22 protein-coding genes are annotated in these 20,648 nt (G+C 66.2%); 10 read left to right on the plus strand and 12 right to left on the minus strand.

Annotated elements, in window-relative coordinates; all coding sequences use genetic code 11:
* The first annotated feature begins 99 nt into the window (after positions 1–99).
* The gene (locus tag BLW27_RS03395) at positions 100–1,698 is read left to right on the plus strand and encodes a divergent polysaccharide deacetylase family protein (RefSeq protein WP_089879246.1); all 1,599 of its coding nucleotides are present in this window, start codon (positions 100–102) and stop codon (positions 1,696–1,698) included.
* Here BLW27_RS03395 and BLW27_RS03400 read toward each other — a convergent pair whose 3' ends face one another.
* The 3 genes from BLW27_RS03400 to BLW27_RS03405 form a co-directional block, all read right to left on the minus strand.
* Positions 1,699–2,364 carry a DUF1638 domain-containing protein gene (locus BLW27_RS03400; RefSeq protein WP_089879248.1) on the minus strand — a complete coding sequence of 222 codons (666 nt, stop codon included), beginning with the start codon at positions 2,362–2,364 and terminating at the stop codon, positions 1,699–1,701.
* The gene (locus BLW27_RS21115; protein WP_177177808.1) at positions 2,345–2,518 is read right to left on the minus strand and encodes a hypothetical protein; all 174 of its coding nucleotides are present in this window, start codon (positions 2,516–2,518) and stop codon (positions 2,345–2,347) included. The genes BLW27_RS03400 and BLW27_RS21115 overlap by 20 nt, the downstream gene beginning before the upstream one ends.
* Positions 2,519–2,643: 125 nt before the next feature.
* Positions 2,644–3,345, minus strand: a complete 702-nt coding sequence (locus BLW27_RS03405; RefSeq protein WP_089879250.1) for a corrinoid protein — start codon at positions 3,343–3,345, stop codon at positions 2,644–2,646.
* A gap of 173 nt (positions 3,346–3,518) precedes the next feature.
* Here BLW27_RS03405 and BLW27_RS03410 point away from each other — a divergent pair, with 173 nt between their 5' ends.
* Positions 3,519–4,643, plus strand: coding sequence for a PA0069 family radical SAM protein (locus tag BLW27_RS03410; protein ID WP_177177809.1), 1,125 nt, complete (start codon positions 3,519–3,521; stop codon positions 4,641–4,643).
* Between the two features lie 16 nt (positions 4,644–4,659).
* Here BLW27_RS03410 and bmt read toward each other — a convergent pair whose 3' ends face one another.
* Both bmt and guaA read right to left on the minus strand, forming a co-directional pair.
* Entirely contained in the window at positions 4,660–5,679 is a 1,020-nt protein-coding gene (bmt, locus tag BLW27_RS03415) for a betaine--homocysteine S-methyltransferase (RefSeq protein ID WP_089879253.1), read from the minus strand.
* Between the two features lie 135 nt (positions 5,680–5,814).
* Positions 5,815–7,374, minus strand: a complete 1,560-nt coding sequence (gene guaA, locus BLW27_RS03420; protein WP_089879256.1) for a glutamine-hydrolyzing GMP synthase — start codon at positions 7,372–7,374, stop codon at positions 5,815–5,817.
* 170 nt (positions 7,375–7,544) lie between these two features.
* On the opposite strand from guaA, the gene BLW27_RS03425 reads away from it, so the two are divergent.
* A complete protein-coding gene (locus tag BLW27_RS03425; protein ID WP_089879258.1) occupies positions 7,545–9,095 on the plus strand; it encodes a trimethylamine methyltransferase family protein in 1,551 nt (516 codons plus the stop codon).
* 21 nt (positions 9,096–9,116) lie between these two features.
* Here the strand turns inward: BLW27_RS03425 and BLW27_RS03430 are convergent, their stop codons facing one another.
* On the minus strand, positions 9,117–9,413 hold the full coding sequence (locus BLW27_RS03430) for a DUF6477 family protein (protein ID WP_089879260.1): 297 nt from the start codon (positions 9,411–9,413) through the stop codon (positions 9,117–9,119).
* 500 nt (positions 9,414–9,913) lie between these two features.
* On the opposite strand from BLW27_RS03430, the gene BLW27_RS03435 reads away from it, so the two are divergent.
* Together BLW27_RS03435 and lipA are read left to right on the plus strand one after the other, a co-directional pair.
* Entirely contained in the window at positions 9,914–10,762 is an 849-nt protein-coding gene (locus BLW27_RS03435; RefSeq protein ID WP_342708036.1) for a DUF6456 domain-containing protein, read from the plus strand.
* Between the two features lie 222 nt (positions 10,763–10,984).
* Positions 10,985–11,932 carry a lipoyl synthase gene (lipA, locus tag BLW27_RS03440; RefSeq protein WP_245710758.1) on the plus strand — a complete coding sequence of 316 codons (948 nt, stop codon included), beginning with the start codon at positions 10,985–10,987 and terminating at the stop codon, positions 11,930–11,932.
* Here lipA and BLW27_RS03445 read toward each other — a convergent pair.
* The 3 genes from BLW27_RS03445 to hpt all read right to left on the minus strand — a co-directional run bounded on the left by BLW27_RS03445 (position 11,929) and on the right by hpt (position 13,886).
* A complete protein-coding gene (locus BLW27_RS03445) occupies positions 11,929–12,801 on the minus strand; it encodes a cytochrome c (protein WP_089879269.1) in 873 nt (290 codons plus the stop codon). The genes lipA and BLW27_RS03445 overlap by 4 nt on opposite strands.
* Positions 12,798–13,259, minus strand: coding sequence for a c-type cytochrome (locus BLW27_RS03450; RefSeq protein ID WP_089879272.1), 462 nt, complete (start codon positions 13,257–13,259; stop codon positions 12,798–12,800). The genes BLW27_RS03445 and BLW27_RS03450 overlap by 4 nt, the downstream gene beginning before the upstream one ends.
* 102 nt (positions 13,260–13,361) lie before the next feature.
* Complete coding sequence (gene hpt, locus BLW27_RS03455) at positions 13,362–13,886, minus strand: hypoxanthine phosphoribosyltransferase (protein ID WP_089879275.1); 525 nt, start codon at positions 13,884–13,886, stop codon at positions 13,362–13,364.
* A gap of 101 nt (positions 13,887–13,987) precedes the next feature.
* Here hpt and BLW27_RS03460 point away from each other — a divergent pair, with 101 nt between their 5' ends.
* Positions 13,988–14,434: a type II toxin-antitoxin system RatA family toxin gene (locus BLW27_RS03460; RefSeq protein WP_089879277.1), complete on the plus strand. Its 447-nt coding sequence runs from the start codon at positions 13,988–13,990 to the stop codon at positions 14,432–14,434.
* Positions 14,435–14,550: 116 nt separating this feature from the next.
* Positions 14,551–14,805, plus strand: coding sequence for a hypothetical protein (locus tag BLW27_RS03465; protein ID WP_143042199.1), 255 nt, complete (start codon positions 14,551–14,553; stop codon positions 14,803–14,805).
* Between the two features lie 18 nt (positions 14,806–14,823).
* Here the strand turns inward: BLW27_RS03465 and BLW27_RS03470 are convergent, their stop codons facing one another.
* Genes BLW27_RS03470 through BLW27_RS03480 form a run of 3 tightly spaced genes read right to left on the minus strand, consistent with a single transcriptional unit; the run spans position 14,824 to position 16,906 of the window.
* Complete coding sequence (locus BLW27_RS03470) at positions 14,824–15,285, minus strand: CinA family protein (RefSeq protein ID WP_089879740.1); 462 nt, start codon at positions 15,283–15,285, stop codon at positions 14,824–14,826.
* A gap of 8 nt (positions 15,286–15,293) precedes the next feature.
* Entirely contained in the window at positions 15,294–15,779 is a 486-nt protein-coding gene (locus BLW27_RS03475; RefSeq protein ID WP_089879283.1) for a phosphatidylglycerophosphatase A family protein, read from the minus strand.
* Entirely contained in the window at positions 15,776–16,906 is a 1,131-nt protein-coding gene (locus BLW27_RS03480) for a bifunctional 2-C-methyl-D-erythritol 4-phosphate cytidylyltransferase/2-C-methyl-D-erythritol 2,4-cyclodiphosphate synthase (protein WP_089879286.1), read from the minus strand. Before BLW27_RS03480 ends, BLW27_RS03475 begins: the two co-directional genes overlap by 4 nt.
* A gap of 173 nt (positions 16,907–17,079) precedes the next feature.
* On the opposite strand from BLW27_RS03480, the gene dusB reads away from it, so the two are divergent.
* The 3 genes from dusB to BLW27_RS03495 are packed head-to-tail and all read left to right on the plus strand — an operon-like array spanning position 17,080 to position 20,563.
* Positions 17,080–18,078, plus strand: a complete 999-nt coding sequence (dusB, locus tag BLW27_RS03485) for a tRNA dihydrouridine synthase DusB (RefSeq protein WP_089879288.1) — start codon at positions 17,080–17,082, stop codon at positions 18,076–18,078.
* Positions 18,075–19,193, plus strand: a complete 1,119-nt coding sequence (locus tag BLW27_RS03490) for a two-component system sensor histidine kinase NtrB (protein WP_089879291.1) — start codon at positions 18,075–18,077, stop codon at positions 19,191–19,193. Before dusB ends, BLW27_RS03490 begins: the two co-directional genes overlap by 4 nt.
* Positions 19,193–20,563 (plus strand): response regulator, encoded by a 1,371-nt coding sequence (locus BLW27_RS03495; RefSeq protein WP_089879294.1) that lies wholly within the window; start codon positions 19,193–19,195, stop codon positions 20,561–20,563. Before BLW27_RS03490 ends, BLW27_RS03495 begins: the two co-directional genes overlap by 1 nt.
* Positions 20,564–20,648 lie beyond the last annotated feature (85 nt).

Consider the following 20,648-nt stretch of genomic DNA (forward strand, 5'->3'; position numbering starts at 1 on the left):
CCGGGGCCTCGGACGCTGAACGTGCCCCGGCGGCTGGCTGGCGCCAATGTGGTACAATTCGGCCATGACGCAAATGCAGGCCATCGATACGGGGGCAGAATGGCACGCGGAGTCATCGCAGGCTTGATTGGTGGAGGGGCAACCGCAGTGCTGGCGGCGGGCGCGGTGTCGCTGGCGGTGGGCATGCCGGAGCACGCAATGCTCCGGCTTCCAGAGAGCGACGCTGACGGATTCGTGCAATCTGTCGCGCAGGACGATGCCACAAATCCCGAACCTGCCCGGATCGCGCCGCAGGCCGAGCGTCGCCCGGCCGATGGCCCCGATGCCGGCGATACGCCCGCGCCCTCTGGAGGGGCGGCTGCGGGTGGCGGCGCTTCCAGCGACGATGCCTCCGGATTAGAGGGCAGCGGCGAGAACGAAACTGCGCGGGCCTCGCGCCGCGATCCCGACCGGCCGGGGCGCAAACCGCCAGCGGATACCAGAGTCGGGCCGCTGGCCCCGCCGAACGCTGCGCTCTCCGCACCTGACCTGGGCAATCGGGATGCAGCGACCGAGACGCGGCCGCCGGCCATGCCGCGGGCCGATACCGCTCCCTCGATATTGCCGAAAGCCCCGGCAGACGCATCACTGGCACCACCGACGAGCGTGGCGACGGATGACGGACCCGAGATGCCCCGCGCTCAGGCAGAGGTCCCCGGTTTCATGACGGTCGAGCCGGACACGGCTCCCGCCCAGCCGCCGTCGCCACCGCTTCCCGCGGTCGGAAGCCCATTGACGGAGCAGGCGGAACCCTTGCGGCAGGAACCATCGAACGAAGATGCCGCGACTGAACTGCGGGACGACACCGCGGTGCCGCCCCAACTCGCCGAGGGCGAAACCGTCTCGCCACCGGCGGATGACAGGCCGACGATCGGCGAGCCGGCCAAGGTGCTGGCCGACCGGGATGGGTCGACAGCGGAATCGCGGCTTTTCGGGATCGATGTGAAACCAGCCGAAGCCGCCACAAGCGACGATGAATCGCCTCTGCAAGATTATGCCGCGGATGTCGATGTCGCCGACGATCTGCCACGACTGGCGGTGGTGCTGATCGACGACGGACGCGGACCGCTGGGTCCCGACGCGTTGCAGGCCTTTCCTTTCCCTGTCAGCTTCGCCATCGATCCGTCGCACCCAGATGCAGCGCAGGCGGCGCAGGAGTATCGCAAGCTCGGCTATGAGGTTCTGACGATCGCCGCATTGCCAGCCGACGCGTCACCCCGGGATGTGGAGGTAAGCTTGGCCGGGGCTCTCGACGCCGTGCCGCAGGCCGTCGCGGTCCTAGAGGCACCCGGCGGTGGCCTGCAAGGCGGCTCCGAGGTGGCGCAACAGGTTGCGAGCTTCCTGTCGGCGAGCGGGCATGGCTTGATCGCGGTACCGAACGGGCTAAACACCGCGCAGCAGATTGCCACACGCGACGGAGTGCCGTCGGCGACCTTGTTTCGCGATTTCGACAGCGAAGGGCAGGATGCCCGGGTGATCCGGCGCTTTCTGGACCAAGGCGCGTTTCGCGCCCGGCAAGAGGGGGCCGTGGTCATGCTGGGACGGTTGCGTGCCGATACAATTTCTGCGCTGGTCCTCTGGGGGTTGCAGGATCGGGCACAATCCGTGGCACTCGTGCCGGTTTCGGTGGTGCTTCAGGAAGCGCAAACGGCGCGGTGACTAGTCCTGCGACGCCCACTGTTCCAGCGTAGTCGCGAGCTCACCATAGCCGGTCTTTCGTCGCTCGAACCGCAGGCCGAGACGTTGCGCGTGGTCCGCTGCCTGCTGCGTGAGAGCGGGATCCTCGCTCTGGGCGAGGTAGACGAGCGCCTCGTAATGCCCGAAATAGGCATCATGCAACTCCGGATGACGGTCCAGCCCAAGCGGGCGCCAGACGAAGGCATCGAACTGGCGAACGAGGAAATCGGTGAGGTAGAAGGCTGTCATTTCGTCGCGTTCGATGAAGCTGTCGACTCCTTCAAAAAACGCGTAACAATGCGGGGCCCGTATCATCTCGACGCCCAGCCTGTCGCACAGCCGCTGTAGCGCACCGCCTGTGCCGCAATCCGCGTAGACGACGCAAACCCTGTCGTATTCGGAGCTGTTCCTTGTCACCACGGCGTGCACGGCGTCAGGGATACGGTCCGGGCGATTGTGCAGGATGGCAGGAAGGCACGCGAGATCGAGATGATCCCACCCATTGATGCGCTTCAGGTGCAGGATCTCGTGCGCCAAGGCACCGCAGGCGACCAGCAGGACGCGGCCGCCGCCCTCGAGTGGACTCACGCCATCCGCGTCAGGGGTCACGACGTCTGCGCGGTCCGGATCAGGGATGGCTGTCGTCATGCCCGACGGGCGCCATCGCCCAACGGGCTGCCAAAGCCAAGCATAGCAGCACCGCGACGACCGCCGCGACGCCCCAAGTGGACAGGGCCCAGATCGTCAGGGCAACCGCGACGAGCGCGGCAAGGATCAGAAGCGCGATTGATGTGACAGGCATGCGACCCTCCTTCCGCTCTCAATATGGGTCAGTTTCGGGTAAAGAAAAAGGTGCAGCGGCCTGACTGTCTCAGCGGACCGACACAATGCCGTGCGTCGGCGCCCGTCGTCGCCGATGGCTGCCGGTTACCCGGCGCTCATCCTGTTGTGCTTGCGCGCGACAAGAAGCTTCGCGGTTTCCACCGCCACAGCGGCATCGCGACAATAGGCGTCCGCACCGATGGCTTTACCGAATTCCTCGTTCAGCGGCGCTCCGCCGACCAGAACAATATAATCGTCGCGAATGCCCTGCTCGATCATCGTATCGATCACGACCTTCATGTACGGCATCGTTGTGGTCAGAAGCGCCGACATGCCGACGATGTCTGCCTCTTCGGCCTTCGCGGTGTCTATGTAGTTCTCGACCGGATTGTTGATGCCCAAGTCGACCACTTCGAAGCCCGCTCCCTCCATCATCATCGAGACAAGATTCTTGCCGATGTCGTGGATGTCGCCCTTGACCGTGCCAATCACCATCTTGCCCATCTTCGGCGCGCCGGTTTCGACCAGCAGCGGCTTGAGGATGGCCATTCCGCCCTTCATGGCGTTTGCCGCCAGCAGAACCTCGGGAACGAAAAGGATTCCGTCGCGGAAGTCGTTGCCGACGATGGTCATGCCCCCGACCAGCGCCTTCGTCAGGATATCGTAAGGCTCCCATCCGCGTTCGAGCAGGATGTTCACGGCCTCCTCGATCTCGGGCTTGAGCCCGTCGTAGAGATCGTCGAACATCTGCTGGACAAGCTCGTCGTCGTCGAGTTCTGAGAGGATCAGGTCGTCTTCTTCGGCCATTCGATGCTTCCTTTCGGGTCACGCGCGACGCGCGCCTGCGCTGACTGGGACAGTTGTGCGTTTCACGCACCGCTCACTTGGCAAATTGCGACATACGCGGTTGCCGGACCGACGTCAGAGTTCCCGAAATTCGCCGCATTGCAAATGTTCTCATTGTGTTCCATCCTTCCGGCATGGCAACCACCGTCACTCCCGGCGACCCGGAGCGGGTCAGGCCCGTCGATCCGCAGCAGATCGATCCGGCCCGTCGCAAGGGACGAGGCGCCACCACGCGCCTTACCGGACGCTTCGAACGTCTGTGCCCGGTCGCCGAACCCGATGGCTGGGATATCCCCGAGGAAGCGCTGCCCGTGCGCACCGAGGTATCGTTGGAGCGCCCGCGCTCGGTCATCAATTACATCCGGTCCCCGGACCTGCCCTTCGACCGGACACTCAATCCCTATCGAGGGTGCGAGCATGGGTGCATTTACTGCTTCGCGCGGCCCACGCACGCATGGCTGGGCCTGTCGCCAGGTCTGGATTTCGAGACCCGGCTGATCGCCCGCCCCGACGCGCCCGCCGTGCTCGAGGCGGAACTGCGCCGGCCGGGCTACCGCGCGGCGCCCATCGCGATCGGTACGAACACAGATCCTTACCAACCGATCGAGCGCGACCACGGCATCATGCGCGCCTGCCTCGAGGTTCTGCGCGATTTCCGGCACCCGGTCGCCGTCACCACCAAGGGCGCGCTGGTCGAGCGTGACGTCGACATTCTGGCCGAGATGGCGCGGCACGGACTGGCGCGGGTCGGCATTTCGATCACTACGCTGGACGCCGGCCTGTCTCGCCGGATGGAGCCGCGCGCGCCGCGGCCCGAGCGGCGTCTGGCGACGATCCGCGCCTTGACGGCCGCCGGCATTCCGGTGCGGGTGATGATCTCGCCCGTCGTGCCCGGTCTTACCGACCCCGAGGTCGAGCGCATCCTGGACGCCGGCCGCGAGGCCGGCGCCGAAGCCGCAAGCTTGATCATGTTGCGCCTGCCGCTCGAAGTCTCGCAGCTTTGGCAGGACTGGCTGGCCGAGCATTATCCCGATCGTGCCGCACGGATCATGGGGCACCTGCGCGCCATGCACGGCGGACAGGATTATTCGCCTCAATGGCACAGGCGCATGCGGGGCGAGGGCGCCTATGCAGAGATCATCAAGCAGCGCTTCGATCGCGCGGTGCGGGCGCTTGCCATGAATCGCGCCACGGCGCCTCTGCGGTGCGACCTGTTCGCGCCACCGCTCCGCGCAGGTGATCAGATGTCGCTGTTCTGACATTGGCGAACGCGGGTCAGACCCGCCGCCGCCCGCGCCGCACACGCCGCGGCACGCTGCCGTCGTCGTCGCCGGTTCCGTCGTTGGGCGACGAATATCCGCCCAGAACCTCGGCGATGTGATCCAGCGTCGGGCGGGCGCGGGGCGTGTGGCTTTCCAGTGCGATCCGCATGGAACGCAGGTGTTCGGGCATCGTGCCGCAGCACCCGCCGATGATGCGCGCGCCGGCATCGCGGGCGAGGCGGGCGTATTCGGCCATCAGGTCGGGCGTGCCGTCGTAATGGATATGCCCGTCCTCGAAGCGCGGAATGCCCGCATTGCCCTTGGCAATGATCGGCCGCTCGGCCCCCTGCGCCGCGAAGCCCAGCACGGTGCGCAACAAGTCCGACGCGCCGACGCCGCAGTTCGCGCCGAAAGCGATAGGCGGATTGGGCAGGGAATCGACCATCTCGACCATACCCGACGAAGTCAGGCCCATCATCGTGCGCCCGGCCGTGTCGAAGCTCATCGTTCCGCACCAGGGCATGCCGACGTTGGCGAAGGCCTCGGCCGCGGCCTTGAATTCTTCGGGAGCCGAGATCGTCTCGACCCAAAGCACGTCCGCACCGCCCGCCTTGAGCCCGGCCGCCGTTTCCTCAAACATCTGCACCGCGGTGTCGTGCTTCAGCGTTCCGGCCGCGCCCATGATCTCGCCGGTCGGCCCGACCGAGCCCGCGACGATCAGGGTGCGCCCTGCGCTATCCGCGATCTCGCGGCCGATCTCGGCGGCCAGTCGTGACAATTCGTGCGCGCGATGCCCGGCGTCGTGCAGCTTCAGTCGGGAGGCGTTGGCGCCGAAGGAGTTCGTCAGGAACAGATCCGAGCCGGCGTCGACGGCGCCCCGGTACAAGGCCCGGATCTTGTCCGGCTCTGTCTCGTTCCAGAACTCGGGCGCGTCGCCGGATTGCAAGCCCATGTTGAACAGGTTCGTTCCGGTCGCGCCGTCGGCCAGCAGCCAGTCACGCTCGGACAGGGCCTTGGTCAGTGCATCGCTCATGCGGCTATCGCCTCTCGTCTCTTTGCGAGTCGTCTTTCACAGCGACCTGCTCGAGGCAAACCCATAATCCGCATGATAATGATGAGCCAGCCGCGCAGGCAGCTCAAGACAGCCGAGGCACCGGGAACCGCGGCCTCACTCCCACTCGATGGTGCCCGGAGGTTTGCTGGTGATGTCGTAGGTCACGCGATTGATGCCCCTGACCTCGTTGATGATCCGCGTCGCGGTCTCGCCCAGGAAATCGTGGCTGAACTGGTAGTAGTCGGCGGTCATGCCGTCGACGCTGGTGACCGCGCGCAGGGCGCAGGCAAAGTCGTACGTCCGGCCGTCGCCCATGACGCCGACGGTGCGGACCGGCAGGATCGCTACGAAGGCCTGCCAGATCTCGTCGTAGAGCCCGTGCTTGCGGATCTGGTCGATGTACACCGCGTCCGCCTTGCGCAGGATCTCGAGCTTCTCGCGCGTGATCTCTCCGGGGCATCGGATGGCAAGGCCGGGGCCGGGGAAGGGGTGACGGCCGATGAAGCTGTCGGGCAGGCCAAGCTCGTGCCCCAGCGCGCGGACCTCGTCCTTGAACAGAGCGCGCAACGGCTCGACCAGCTTCAGGCCCATCTTCTCGGGCAGGCCGCCCACGTTGTGGTGCGACTTGATCGTCACGCTCGGGCCGCCCGAGAACGATACGCTTTCGATCACGTCCGGGTACAATGTCCCCTGCGCCAGGAACTGTGCGCCCTCGATTGTGTCGGCGTGTTTCTGGAACACGTCGATGAACAGCCGTCCGATCGTCTTGCGCTTTTCCTCGGGATCGGAGACGCCCTCGAGCGCGCCAAGGAACAACTCCGACTCATCCGCGTGGATCAGCGGGATATTGTAGTGATCGCCGAACATCCGGGTGACTTCCTCGGCCTCGTTCAGGCGCAGCAGGCCGTGATCGACGAAGACGCAGGTCAGCTGGTCGCCGATCGCCTCGTGGATCAGGACGGCCGCGACGGAACTGTCGACCCCGCCTGACAGGCCGCAGATGACCTTGGCGTCGCCCACCGTCTCGCGGATGTTGGCAATCGCCTCGTCGCGATAGCTGGCCATCGTCCAGTCGCCCTTGAACCCGGCGAGGCGTACGAAGTTTTCGTACAATCTGGCGCCGCGGGGGGTGTGGTGCACCTCGGGGTGGAATTGTACCGCGTAGAAGTGGCGCGCGGCGTCCGCGGTGATCGCGAAGGGTGCGCCCGGCGAGGTGCCGTAGACGGAAAAGCCCGGCGCCAGTTCGGCGACGTGGTCGCCGTGGCTCATCCACACCTGCTCGGGGCCGTCGGAGAACCAGCCTTCCAGAAGGTCCAACTCGGCCGCTGGCGTGACCCAGGCTCGACCGAACTCGGACGTGCCTTCGCCCGAAACCACGCGGCCGCCCAACTGCGTCATCATCACCTGCTGACCGTAGCAGATGCCCAGTATCGGCACGCCGTAGTCGAACACGCCATCGGGTGCGCGGGGGCTGCCGTCACGCGTCACGCTGTCGGGGCCGCCCGAGAAGATGATCGCTTTTGGAGCGATGCGCTCGATCTCGGCCATCGTGACGGCCTGATAAGGCATGATCTGCGAGAAGACGTTCAGCTCGCGCAGGCGGCGCGCGATAAGCTGCGTTACCTGGCTGCCGAAGTCGATGATCAGAAGGGTGTCGTGGCGCGTGTCGGTCATGCCTTCCTGTAGGCAGCGTGTCGGAAAATGGCAACGGGGTCTGAGCGGCCCGTGATGGCGATGTCGGTTTTGCCACGCAGGTGCCGGAAAACGAAGATGGCCCTCCTGTCGTGCGCTGTAGAAGGGTCGGAACGGGCGCATCGGGCGTTCGCGAAGACGGAGATGACGGAATGGCAGACGCGGCAACCGTACGCAGGCGTTCGCGCGGCACCGGGGGCGGCGCCGCACGGCGCGCCGAACGCACCGCCGTGTCGGTCGAGACCGCCCGCTACATCGAGCGCAACATCCCCGATCTGGAAATCCTGAACGACGAGGCGCTGAGCCTAATAGAAAATGGCGCCGAGACGATCCTGCATGAGATCGGCGTCAACTTCGTGAACAATCCCGCAGCGCTTCAGCGTTGGCGCGACGCCGGCGCCGATGTCAGCGGAGAGCGCGTGCGCATGCCACGGGGCCTTGCACGCCAGTTGATGGCGACTGCGCCGTCGCGGTTCACCCAGGCCGCCCGCAACCGCGAGCGCAGCGTCGAGATCGGCGGCCGCTCGCTGGTGCTGGCGCCGGTCTACGGCCCGCCTTTCGTGCACGACATGAACGGCGGGCGGCGCTACGCCACGATCGAGGATTTTCGCAATTTCGTGCGCCTGGGCTACATGTCCAAGTGGCTGCACCATTCCGGCGGCACCGTGTGCGAGCCGACCGACATCCCGGTGAACAAGCGCCACCTGGACATGCTGCTGGCGCATATGACCCTGTCGGACAAGCCGTTCATGGGTTCGGTGACCGAGCCGTCGCGCGCCCGCGACAGCGTCGAGATGTGCGAGATCCTGTTCGGCCGCGACTTCGTGGCCGAGAACACGGTGATGACCTCGTTGATCAACATCAACTCGCCCCTGACGTTCGACGACACCATGATGGGCGCGCTCGAAGTATACGCGGCGGCGAACCAGGCGTGCATCGTCTCGCCCTTCATCGTCGGCGGCGCGATGGCGCCTGTCTCAGTCGCGGGTACTCTGACGCAGGTACTGGCCGAGGTCATGGCCGGCATCGCCTATTCGCAGCTGATCCGGCCGGGCGCGCCGGTCATCTTCGGCGCCTTCGTGACGTCCATCGACATGAATTCCGGTGCGCCCACCTTCGGGACGCCCGAGGCCGCGCAGATCACCTACGGCGCGGGCCAGCTGGCACGGCGGCTGGGGCTTCCGTACCGCTCGGCCGGGGCTTTCACCGGCTCGAAGCTGCCCGACGCGCAGGCCGCCTACGAGACGTCGAACAGCCTCAACATGGGGCTGCTGTCCGGCGTCAACTTCATGCTGCACGCCTGTGGCTGGCTGGAAGGTGGCTTGGTTTCGAGCTTCGAGAAGTTCGTGATGGATGCGGACCAGCTCGGGGCGCTGCACAAGCTGGCGCAAGGCGTCGAGGTGACCGAGGAAAGCATGGCTCTGGACGCCGTGCGCGAGGTCGGGCCTGGCGGTCACTACCTCGGATGCGCGCATACGCAGGCGCATTTCAAGACCGCCTTCTGGCGGTCCGATCTGCTGGACTACAAGCCCTTCGAGGCTTGGGCCGAGGACGGCATGCGCGATACGCTGACCTTGGCCAACGCCCGGGTGCGCAAGCTGCTGGAACAATACCGCCAGCCGGAGCTAGATCCGGCCATCCACGGAGCGCTGAACGATTACGTCGCGCGCAAGAAGGACGCCGCGCCCGACGCGTTCAGCTGACCGGCGGCGGGGCAGCCGCGCTCATGAGGTCGGGCGGGGTGCCGTCCGTAGCAGCCGCGCTTCTCCCATCATCGCGCTCAGCACCTCGACGTGGCGGCTGACCGAATAGCCGGCGTCTCCGCCGTGACGCATCTCGTCCAGATCGCCTTCGATCGACAGCAAGCGCATCAGCGCCTCGCCCGGGCGGGGCAGGTTGCCGTATCCGAGGATGCGGTGCAGGTGCGGGTCGCGCTGGTATTCCTGCGCGCCGATGCGGGCGGCACGGATCAGCAGGCGCGGCCTGCGAAGATCGGAAACCAGGCTCAGGATGTCTTTCATGGCGGCGCCTCTTGTTTTGCGATTCTGTCAGCCACTCTGACACACGCGTGATGGGCGTTGCGCAGCCGCATCCAGCACCGTGCGCCGAATTCATCGGTGTTTATTAAAGTAAGCCAAGTCTTGTACTTGCGTCCGTGAATTAACGTTCAAGTAACGGGCACACGTTTAGGTTGCGACTCGGCGTTTGTGGATAACTCTGTGCACAAACGGCCAGAATCCTGGGGAAACGTGAAATGATCGAGGTTAATGCAAAAGGAGGGACGGGAAGACTTCCGGGCTGGGTACCACAGGCGGCGCGCGTCTATATCGCGCATACGGAGAATGGTCGTCCGATACGCGAGCTGGCACGGGAGGCGGGCTGCCACGCGTCGACCGTATTGCGCCAGGTGCGTCGGATCGAGACGCGCCGCGACGATCCGCTTGTGGATGCAGCGCTGCGCCGACTGGGCGCGAGGCGCGGCGCCACGGTAGCCTCTGAACCAGCCAAGGAACATGACGCCATGACGGCCATGTACAATCTTCTCGACACTCCCGATGAATCGACGTTGGCGCGCGAAGCGCGTCGCGTCCTGCGCCGGCTTTGCGAAAGCGGCGCGGTTCTGGCCGTTGCAGCCGAAATGGACAAGGCGGTCGTCGTGCGCGACACAGGGGAGGGCGGCAACACCCGTACCGCGGTGGTCGATTCTGCCGTGGCGCAGGCGATGGCGCTGAAAGACTGGATCGCGTGCGACAATCCCGGCCGCATCTCGCGGTACAGGGTCACGCCGGCGGGGCGTGCGGCGCTCAGCCAATTGGTCGCCGACCAGGAAAACCGCTTGCGCGGCTTTTCGGAGGCGCAGGCGGGATTCGAGACAGGCGCCGAGGCCGAGGCCGCTCTGGACGAGATCGACCGCGACCCGCGCGCGCGCAAAGGACGCTACATGCTGGCCGAAAGTCCACTGACGGCACTTTCCCGGCGACGCGACAAGGGCGGCGAAGCTTTCCTGCCCGAAGCGTTGGTCGCTGCCGGCGAACGGTTGCGCGAGGATTTCGAGCTGGCGCAGATGGGCCAGCGCAGCGTGCAGAACTGGGACCAGTTCGTAACGGGGGCCGCGCCTGATGCCGGCGCGCAACCCGCGCGTGGCGCCGAGGCGGCGCATGCGCGACTGGCCGCGGCGCTGCGCGACCTGGGGCCGGGCCTAGGCGATGTCGCGCTTCGCTGCTGCTGTTATCTGGAAGGCCTCGAGACGACGGAAAAGCGGCTGGGCTGGTCGGCTCGGTCCGGCAAGATCGTACTGCGGATCGCATTGCAGCGCTTGCGTCTGCACTACGACGAGGCCAGGCGCCACGGGGGCGATCTGATCGGCTGATAGACGAACGCAGCCATCCGCACGGCGCATGGCTGCGTTGTGCGGTTGACTGTTCAGGCCGGCAGACGTCGCATCAACTGATTGAAATCACGGTGATCTACCGCGCGTCGGAAGCGATTTGAATGCCGGCATACATCGCTTTCCTCGTTTGCAAGGCTGGAAAAGCCGCAAGGGATTGCATATCCCCCAGGAATGGATCCATTGTTCCAGGGGGAACGCGACGTGCGAGATCTGAAGCTTCCGAACCAGCGCCATCCTGAAAAGGCCCATCGGTCGGACAATGCCCAGCCGAAAAAGCCGGACTGGATCCGCGTCAAGGCGCCGGGCGGCGAGGGCTACAACCAGACCCGGCGCATCATGCGCGAGCACAAGCTGGTCACGGTCTGCGAAGAGGCAGGTTGCCCGAATGCCGGCGAATGCTGGAACCAGGGCCATGCCACCATGATGATCATGGGCGAGATCTGCACCCGTGGCTGCACCTTCTGCAACGTGGCCACCGGCCGGCCCGACGCGCTGGACGTGTTCGAACCCGGTCGCGTCGCCGACGCGGTGCAAAAGCTGGGACTGAACCACGTGGTGATCACCTCGGTCGACCGCGACGACCTCGAGGATGGCGGGGCCGAGCATTTCGCCCAGACGATCCGCGCGGTGCGGCACCGCTCGCCCGGCACCACAATCGAGATCCTGACGCCGGATTTCCTGAAATGCGATCCGTCCGTGCTGGACATCGTGCTGGCGGCGAAGCCGGACGTCTTCAACCACAACCTCGAAACCGTGCCGGGGCTTTACCCGTCGGTCCGGCCCGGGGCGCGGTATTTCCATTCCCTGCGCCTGCTGCAACGCGTGAAGGAGCGCGATCCGTCGATCTTCACCAAGTCCGGCATCATGGTAGGCCTCGGCGAAGAGCGGGCGCAGGTGCTTCAGGTGATGGACGACATGCGCGCGGCCGACGTCGATTTCCTGACCATCGGCCAGTATCTGCAACCGACGCCCAAGCACCACGCCGTCCGCCGCTTCGTGACGCCCGAGGAATTCGCGGGCTACGAGAAATCGGCTTGGGGCAAGGGCTTTCTGATGGTGTCGGCGACGCCGCTGACGCGGTCGAGCTACCACGCGGGAGACGATTTCGCCCGCCTGCGCGCGGCGCGCGAGGCACGGCTGGGCGCCTAGGGGGCAGGCAGCGCCTTGATGTAGGCGGCGACGGCTTGGCGATCTTCGGCCGGCAGTTTTGAGAAGTTCTCGACCACTTCGGCCATATGGCCGCCGACGCTGTCATAATCGGGCGTGAAGCCGGTTTCGAGGTAATAGGCGATGTCTTCAACCGACCATGTCAGCGAATTCGGCGTCAGCGCGGGAATCCGACCGCTGCCGGACGGATTGGGAGCACCTTGCATCCAGGCGGAGCGGTCGAGCGCACCTAAGGCGTTTCGCGGAGTGTGGCATTCGCCGCAATGGCCCAGCGCCTCGACCAGGTAGCGACCGCGCTCCAGTTCGGGGGGCACGTCGAGCACCCAACCGCGATCGGCGTATAGCACCTTCCAGACGCCGAGGCCGGCGCGGATGTTGAAGGGAAACCCGACCTCGTGCGGCCGGTTCACCGTCTCGTCGGGCGGCAGGGTCTGCATGAAGGCCCAAAGGTCCACCAGATCCTGGTCGGTCATCCGGCCATAGGCGGCGTACGGGAAGGCGGGGTAGAGATGAGCGCCGTCCGGTGACACGCCCAACCGTACGGCGCCGGCGAAATCGGCGACGCTCCAGTCTCCGATCCCGGCCTCGGGATGGGGCGAGATATTCGGCGCGTAGAAGGTGCCGAACCCCGAGGCGAAACCCTGTCCACCGGACAAGACCGTGTCATTCTCGGCGTTCTCTGCATGATGGCATGACGCACAGCCGGAGGCGTGGAACACCGCTTCGCCTTGGGTGGCGTCCCCATCGAGTGCGACGATCTGCGACGCGTCCACGGTGGCGGGGGCGGTCAGCCACCAGGCGATGCCGGTCGCGGCAATCGCGACCGGCAGGAGCGTAAGCCAAAGCCTCACTCGGGGGCGCGGTATTCGTCGTGGCAGGCCTTGCAGGCGTCGCCGACCCGCCCAATGGCAGGACCGATCGCCTCCTGTCCATCGGCCGCGACGGTCTGAAGCTGGGCTGCCGCCTCACCGAAATCCGACCATTTCGACAGGACCTCGTCCAGGTTGTCCCAGAGCGCGGGCTCGGCCCGAGTGCCGTCGATCGACATGGTGTCGGTCCCTTCGGGCCAAAGCGTCGGCTGGTGCACGCCCGAGATCGCGACTAGCGTGTCCGCCGCATTCTGCGCCGCTTCGGCGTCGTACTCGGCCTTGCCGCGCGCCATGTCGCCCAGAATTCCCAAGTTGATCGCCATGATGCGGAACTGGCCCTGGCGCGCCTTCACGGCGTCGGGCACGTCCTGCGCGAAAGACGCGGTCGCCGTCACGGCCAATGCTCCGGCCACGCTGAGCGCAGCGATGATGGTCTTCATGAAAAAGCTCCTGTCCCAAAGTTCCGTTTGTTTCGGACGATAGCGAAGAAAAATGTCCTGCCATGTCGGTGCAAAGATACAAAATTTGCCGAGGATTGGGGTTCACGTCGCCGTGACATCGTCGACGAAGCGGACCTTGCCAATGTAGGGCAGGTTGCGGTTGCGTTGCGCGTAATCGATTCCGTAGCCGACTACGAATTCATCAGGGATCTCGAAGCCGATCCAGTCGGCGCGGAAATCGACCTCGCGACGCGTCGGCTTGTCCAGCAGCGCGATCGACTTCAGTCGCACCGGGTTGCGGCTGCGCAGCAAGGCGGTGACGTGGTGCAGCGTGTGTCCGGTATCGACGATGTCTTCCACCACCAGCACGTCGCGCCCCTCGATTCCCGATCGCAGGTCCTTCAGGATGCGTACCTCTCGGCTCGATTTCATGCTGTTGCCATAGGAGGACGCTTCGAGGAAATCGACCTCGACCGGAAGGTCCAGTTCGCGCACCAGATCGGCGATGAAGATGAACGACCCGCGCAGCAGGCCGACCACGACAAGCTTCTCGGTGCCCCCGAATTCGGCTTGTATCTCGCGGCACAATGTCTCGATCCGGGCCGCGATGGACTTGGCCGAGATCATCTCGTCTACGACATATGGACGCTGCACCTGTTCGGATCCCTTGCAATTTGGCGCGCAGCATACGACATGCCGCAGCGGAGTCACGAACGCAAAGAGGCGACATGCCGACCCACTCGGAAACCCGCACGCTGCCCTATACCGCCGCGCAGATGTACGACCTTGTCGCCGATGTCGAGAGCTATCCGGCGTTCCTGCCCTGGACTGCGGCGGCGCGGATCAACTCGCGCGAAGACCGCGGCGATCACACGGTGCTCCACGCCGATCTGGTCATCAGCTTCAAGGTTTTCCGCGAACGCTTCGGCTCGAAGGTGGTGCTGTGGCCGGACGAGCGGCGCATCGATACCGAGTATCTCGACGGCCCGTTCCGTCACATGGAATCGAAATGGAAGTTCACCGACGTGGACGGCGGCTGCGAGGTGGCGTTCTTCGTGGACTTCGAGTTCCGCAACCGCATCCTTCAAGGCGCCGCCGGCATGTTCTTCTACGAGGCGATGCAGCGGATCGTGCGGGCGTTCGAGCGGCGTGCCCAGGCGCTCTACGGGCAGTGATCCCGCCGGCACTTTCTTAAAATCGCGTTTACTTCCCGGTGCGGGTGCCCAGAAGGCGCCTTTTTCCGCGACGAACATGACGATGTTTTCGAAGCCCTGTTTCGCGTGTGTGGTCCGTGTCCGAGTTCAGCGATTTTTCCCAGTTGCCGCCCCCGTCAGTGCCCGACCCTGCGTTCGGTGACATGGAGGATGATCGGGATGACGATGCGTCCGCCGCCGCGCTCGATGACGGCGGAACGGAGCACGACGAACGCGCCGACGAGCGCGCCGGCACTGCGGGGCTGCCCGAGGCGGTGGCGAACAATTACCGCTTCGCCGGATTGGTGACGCTCATTCCCGAGGAAGCGGCGTCCGTCGATCATCTCGCGTGATCCCCGTCAGGATGCGCGTCAGCGCAGTACGGCGAGGATCATGTCCAGCGCGTAATCCCGCGCCGCGCGGCGCACGGCATCGCGGCCAAGCGCGCCGTGATCGATCGTCTGCGTGCTGACGCCGGCGGCGGTGGCAATCGCATAGCAGACGCGGCCTTCGGGTTTCGTGTCGCTGCCGCCCGGTCCGGCGATGCCGCTGATCGCCACCGCGATGTCAGCCCCGGCGGCCCTGCGGGCGCCTTCGGCCATCTCGTGCACGACCGGCTCGGACACTGCGCCATAGGTTTCCAGCGTAGCCGGCCGAACCCCCAGCATGTCGGATTTCGCGGCGTTTGAGTAAGTGACGAAACCGCGCTGGAACATCTCCGACGCACCGCTCACGTCGGTCAGCGCTGCGGCGACCATCCCGCCGGTGCAGCTTTCTGCCGTGGTGATCGTCCAGCCGCGGCCTGTGGCGGCTTTTAGGATCTGCGGGACCACGGCACGGGTCAAACCAGCACCACGTGGAACAGCGCGCCAAGCACGAACACGCAGATCGCGGCGAACACGCCGGCGACGATGTCATCCAGCATCACGCCCCATGGGCCACCCATGCGGTCTGTCCGCCCGACCAGCCAGGGCTTGCGGATGTCGAACAGCCGGAACAGCACGAAAGCGACGATCCAGCCGGGCCATAGCCGAAGCACGTCGACGCTCGCCAGCATCGCGCCGTAGCTCACGGGGAAAAGCGCCACCCACTGGCCGGCAACCTCATCGATGACGATCCAGCCCGGGTCGTAGTGTTCCTGGCCAACGGTCAGTCGCTTCACCACGACGTAGCCTATCAGGAACACGAAGACCGTGACGCCCAGCAAAAGCCAGAAGCCGCCAACCTGGTGAATGGCCCAGGCCAGCGGCAGCGCCGCCGCCGAACCCCAGGTGCCTGGACCCGGCTTCAGAAAGCCGATGCCGAGAACGGATGCCACCCACTTCATGGCTTCACCAGGCTTGCAGTGGCCAGCGCGGCAATGCCTTCCTCGCGTCCGGTAAAGCCAAGCTGCTCGGACGTGGTGGCCTTGATCGACACGCGGTGGGGCGCAATGCGCATGATTTCGGACATTCTTCGCATCATCTTCTCCGCATGCGGGCCGATCTTCGGCCTCTCGCAGACCAGCGTGACATCCACGTTCGAGATAACGAAGCCACGCGCGTTGGCAAGTTCGCTGGCGTGACGCAGGAAGATCGCGCTGTCCGCGCCCTTCCACTGCGGGTCAGAAGGCGGAAAGTGGCGCCCGATATCGCCTTCGGCCAGCGCGCCGTACAAGGCGTCGGTGACGGCGTGCATGCCTACATCGGCATCGGAATGCCCCAGCAGCCCCCGGTCGTGCGGCACCTCGACACCGCAAAGGATCACGCGGTCGCCCGGCCCGAAGCGGTGCACGTCGTAGCCATTGCCCAGTCTCACATCCATGCGCGTCTCCAGCAGGCGGGCGGCGCGGGGGAAATCCTCCGGCCCGGTGATCTTCAGGTTGCGTTCGTCGCCTGGAACGATTGCGACGTCGAGGCCCGCGGCGCGCGCCACGGCAACGTCGTCGGCGGCGTCGCCCGCATGGGCTCGGTGCGCGGCAAGGATCGAGCCGAAGCGGAAGCCCTGCGGCGTCTGCGCGCGAAAGAGTCCGACGCGGTCGCGGGTTCCGGTGACCTTGCCACCTGTGCCGGTCCAAAGCGCATCGGTCACCGGAAGGGCAGGTGCCGCGGCCGGCGCGTCGCGCAGGGCCCGTTCGACCGCATCGATGACCGTAGGCGGCGTGCAGGGGCGGGCGACGTCGTGGATCAAAACGGTTTCCGGAGCCGCTTCCGCCAGCGACTCGAGCCCCGCGCGTACCGACCCGGTCCGGCTTGCGGCCCCGTTGACCAGCGCCACGTCCAGCCCGGCGCAGACCTGTTCGGCAACGGCGCGGTCGTCGGGATGGATCACCATCACCAGGCGCCCGCGCTGCGCAAAGGCCTCGAGAGTCCACCGCGCGACGGGCTTGCCCGCAACCTCGCGCCACTGCTTGGGACGCGGTCCTCCGGCGCGTTGCCCGCGCCCGGCGGCGACGATGACGATGGCTTGATCCATGGCGGCTCCTGTGCGGTGGGTGTTAGGGGCTGCCGCGTGGTTGCGCAATCCGCAGAGAATGAATGCCCAAAAAACAGCCATTGCCGGATTTGAAGGCGCCTGCCACCGCCACGACGATTGAACCCTCGCCAGAGCGGGGTTAGCTGAAAGTCGGATGCACAAGGAACGGGCGCGTGGGCTTCGATCTCGGGGACAGACATATCGCTTCGCCGGTCTTGCTGGCACCGCTTGCCGGCATTACCGACCTGCCGTTCCGCACGCTGGTCAGCCGCTTTGGCGCCGGGCTGGTTGTGTCCGAGATGATCGCCAGCGGCGAATTTCTGACCGCCCGCCCCGGCACGCGTGAGAAGGCCGAACTTGGCGCCGCAATCGAGAACACGTCGGTCCAGATCGCGGGACGCGAGCCCGAGCCGATGGCCGAGGCCGCGCGCATGGTGGCCGACATGGGTGCGCGGGTGATCGACATCAACATGGGTTGCCCGGCGAAGAAGGTGACCGGCGGCTACTCCGGCAGCGCTCTGATGCGCACGCCGGATCACGCCCTGCGCCTGATCGAGGCCGTGGCCGGCGCGGTCGACCTGCCGGTGACGCTGAAGACCCGGCTGGGCTGGGACGACGATGCGCGAAACGCCCCGGACCTTGCGCGAATGGCCGAAGGCGCCGGCGTGCGCATGGTCGTGATCCACGGACGCACGCGCTGCCAGTTCTACAAGGGCGAGGCCGACTGGGCCGCGATTCGGGCCGTGCGCGATGCGGTCACGATTCCTGTCGTCGCCAACGGTGACATCACCAGCCCTGCCAGCGCGCGAACGGCGCTGGACCTGTCGGGCGCCGCGGGCGTGATGATTGGCCGCGGCGCGCAGGGCGCCCCCTGGCGGCTGGCGCAGGTCGCGGCGGAACTCTATGGCGGCAGCGCGCCGATCGTGCCGGAAGGGCCCGATTTCGTGCGGCTTGTGGCTGACCACCACGAGGTGATGCTGTCCTTCTACGGGACGGCACTCGGCACCCGCGTCGCGCGAAAGCATCTGGGCTGGTACATGGACCGCGTCGCCACGCCGTCGGATCTACGCAGATGCATTCTCACCGCTCCCGCTCCGGACGCCGTGCGAAGCCTGCTGTCAGATGCCCTTGACCGTCCCCCGATTGACGGGCCGGAAAGGCTTGCAGCATGAGCGGCGAGCCAGACCTGATGATCTGGTCGTCGCTGCCGGTTCCCGCCGTTCTGATAGACGAGAACGAGTGCATCGGCGAGTTGAACCCCGCTGCCGAAGGGTTCCTCAACAACTCGGCCAAGTGGCTGCGCGGCCAGCCCATCTGGGACCGTCTGGCCGTCGACGCGCCGCTGGAGGAAAGCCTGTCGCGGGCGCGCGAACATGGCACGCCGCTGTTCGTCAACGACGTCGACGTCGGCACCGGCAGCCGCGCGCCGGTGATCTGCAACCTGCAGATCGCGCCGCTGCAGGGGCGTCCCGGCTGGATGGTGATGCTGATCAGCCCGCGTGAACTGGCGGGCCGCATGACGCAAAGCAATTCCGTCAAATCGGCCGCGAAATCCGCGATCGGCATGGCCGAGATGCTGGCGCACGAGATCAAGAACCCGCTCGCGGGAATCGCCGGGGCCGCGCAACTGCTGTCGATGAACCTGTCGAAGGACGACCTCGAGCTGACCGACCTGATCGTGGCCGAGACTCGCCGCATCGTGAAGCTGCTGGAGCAGGTCGAGCAGTTCGGCAACCTGTCGCCGCCCGAGCTGCAGCCGGTGAACCTGCACGACGTGCTGGACCGCGCGCGCCGCTCTGCGGCGCTCGGCTTCGGCGCACACATGAGGATCATCGAGGATTACGACCCCTCGCTGCCGCTGGCACTGGGCGATCCCGACCAGTTGCTGCAGGTGGTGCTGAACCTGCTGAAGAACGCCAGCCAGGCGGCCGATCCGAAGACCGGCGGTACGATCCGGCTGCACAGCTTCTACGAGCACAGCTTCCGGCTGCGGCGCGCCGACGGCTCGGGCCAGTCGCTGCCGCTGCAGATCGAGATCATCGACGACGGCCCGGGCCTGCCCGACGACATCCGCGGCGACATCTTCGACCCGTTCGTGTCGGGCCGCGAGAACGGCACGGGCCTCGGCCTCGCGCTGGTCAGCAAGATTCTGTCCGACCACGGCGGCTGGATCTCGGTCGACAGCGTGCCCGGGCGCACCGTGTTCCGCATGTCCCTGCCGCGCGCCCCCGGCGCGCCGGCGCAGCACGCCGCCGCGCAGCCGCGCGCCAAGAAGGAGAAGAGTTGATGGATGGCACGGTCCTGGTCGCCGATGACGACCGCACGATCCGGACGGTCCTGACCCAGGCGCTGACCCGCGCGGGCTGCAAGGTGCACGCGACCTCGTCGTTGACCACGCTCATGCGTTGGGTGGGCGAGGGCAAGGGCGACGTGGTGATCAGCGACGTGATGATGCCCGACGGAAACGGGCTCGAGATGCTGCCGAAGATCCGGCATGACCGGCCCGACCTGCCGGTCATCGTGATCAGCGCGCAGAACACCATCATGACCGCGATCCAGGCGGCCGAGGCCGAGGCCTACGATTATCTGCCCAAGCCTTTCGACCTGCCCGACCTGATGAAGCGCACCGCGAAGGCGCTGGAGAACCGCAACAGGGTGCCCCGCCGGGACGATCCCGTGGTCGGCGCGGACGAACCCGAGGAACTGCCTTTGGTCGGTCGGACGCCCGCGATGCAGGCGCTGTATCGCCTCGTGGCGCGGGTGATGAATACCGATCTGCCGGTGCTCATCACCGGCGAGAGCGGCACCGGAAAGAGCCTGATCGCGAAGGCCATCCACGACTTTTCCGACCGGCGCACGCTGCCCTTCGTGACGGTGACCGGCGCGGACCTGTCCGACCTCGAGGGTCCGGCGCGCGTGCTGGCGCGGGTCAAGAGCGGTACGCTGCTGATCGACGAGATCGCCGATGTAAGCGACGAGGTGCAGGCCCGCATCGTTCGCATGATGGACAGCCCCGGCGACCACAGCCCGCGATTCATGGCGACGTCGCAGGAGGGCGAAGCCGCGCTGACCAACGGCGACAAGGTGCGCCAGGACCTGTTCTACCGCCTGTCGGGCGCGCAGATCACGGTTCCGGGTTTGCGCGAACGGGTCGAGGACATCGCCCTGCTGTGCGATCATTTCCTGGCGCGCGCCGAGCGCGAGGGCGCGCCCAAACGGTGGCTGGGCAAGGAGGCGGCCGAACTGTTCCGCGTCTACTCGTGGCCGGGCAATGTCCGCCAGCTCGAGAACGCGATCCGCAGGCTCAGCCTGACCAGCCGCTCGGACGAGATCACCCGTGCCGAGGTCGAGGTCGTGCTGGGCAACCAGCCCGAGACCGGCCCCGTCCTGCGTGGCGGATCGGCCGAGAAGCTGGGAGAAAGCGTGGCGCGCCACCTGCGGCGCTATTTCGACCTGCACGGGCAGATGCTGCCACCGCCGGGGTTGCACGCGCGCATCGTCCGCGAAGTCGAGGCGCCGCTGATCGAGATCGCGCTGGATGCCACCGGGGGCAACCAGGCGAAATGCGCCGACCTGTTGGGAATCAACCGGAATACGCTCCGCAAAAAGATCACCGATCTCGATATACGCGTGACACGACGCCGCAAGTTGATGTAAAACCGCAACAGGCCTGTGGCGCCGTCGCGTCGGTCCTTCGCGGCGAGGCAGACCACGGCAAGGGCGGATGCCGGGAAACACCCGG

It is taken from the genome of Citreimonas salinaria, from assembly GCF_900107235.1.
Taxonomy (GTDB): domain Bacteria; phylum Pseudomonadota; class Alphaproteobacteria; order Rhodobacterales; family Rhodobacteraceae; genus Citreimonas; species Citreimonas salinaria.

What these genes read in the sequence shown, in the direction of transcription:
- BLW27_RS03395 (WP_089879246.1), top strand. Translation starts at nt 100, where the DNA reads ATGGCACGCGGAGTCATCGCAGGCTTGATTGGTGGAGGGGCAACCGCA.
- BLW27_RS03400 (WP_089879248.1), bottom strand. Translation starts at nt 2,364, where the DNA reads ATGACGACAGCCATCCCTGATCCGGACCGCGCAGACGTCGTGACCCCT.
- BLW27_RS21115 (WP_177177808.1), bottom strand. Translation starts at nt 2,518, where the DNA reads ATGCCTGTCACATCAATCGCGCTTCTGATCCTTGCCGCGCTCGTCGCG.
- BLW27_RS03405 (WP_089879250.1), bottom strand. Translation starts at nt 3,345, where the DNA reads ATGGCCGAAGAAGACGACCTGATCCTCTCAGAACTCGACGACGACGAG.
- BLW27_RS03410 (WP_177177809.1), top strand. Translation starts at nt 3,519, where the DNA reads ATGGCAACCACCGTCACTCCCGGCGACCCGGAGCGGGTCAGGCCCGTC.
- bmt (WP_089879253.1), bottom strand. Translation starts at nt 5,679, where the DNA reads ATGAGCGATGCACTGACCAAGGCCCTGTCCGAGCGTGACTGGCTGCTG.
- guaA (WP_089879256.1), bottom strand. Translation starts at nt 7,374, where the DNA reads ATGACCGACACGCGCCACGACACCCTTCTGATCATCGACTTCGGCAGC.
- BLW27_RS03425 (WP_089879258.1), top strand. Translation starts at nt 7,545, where the DNA reads ATGGCAGACGCGGCAACCGTACGCAGGCGTTCGCGCGGCACCGGGGGC.
- BLW27_RS03430 (WP_089879260.1), bottom strand. Translation starts at nt 9,413, where the DNA reads ATGAAAGACATCCTGAGCCTGGTTTCCGATCTTCGCAGGCCGCGCCTG.
- BLW27_RS03435 (WP_342708036.1), top strand. Translation starts at nt 9,914, where the DNA reads ATGACGGCCATGTACAATCTTCTCGACACTCCCGATGAATCGACGTTG.
- BLW27_RS03450 (WP_089879272.1), bottom strand. Translation starts at nt 13,259, where the DNA reads ATGAAGACCATCATCGCTGCGCTCAGCGTGGCCGGAGCATTGGCCGTG.
- hpt (WP_089879275.1), bottom strand. Translation starts at nt 13,886, where the DNA reads ATGATCTCGGCCAAGTCCATCGCGGCCCGGATCGAGACATTGTGCCGC.
- BLW27_RS03460 (WP_089879277.1), top strand. Translation starts at nt 13,988, where the DNA reads ATGCCGACCCACTCGGAAACCCGCACGCTGCCCTATACCGCCGCGCAG.
- BLW27_RS03475 (WP_089879283.1), bottom strand. Translation starts at nt 15,779, where the DNA reads ATGAAGTGGGTGGCATCCGTTCTCGGCATCGGCTTTCTGAAGCCGGGT.
- BLW27_RS03480 (WP_089879286.1), bottom strand. Translation starts at nt 16,906, where the DNA reads ATGGATCAAGCCATCGTCATCGTCGCCGCCGGGCGCGGGCAACGCGCC.
- BLW27_RS03490 (WP_089879291.1), top strand. Translation starts at nt 18,075, where the DNA reads ATGAGCGGCGAGCCAGACCTGATGATCTGGTCGTCGCTGCCGGTTCCC.
- BLW27_RS03495 (WP_089879294.1), top strand. Translation starts at nt 19,193, where the DNA reads ATGGATGGCACGGTCCTGGTCGCCGATGACGACCGCACGATCCGGACG.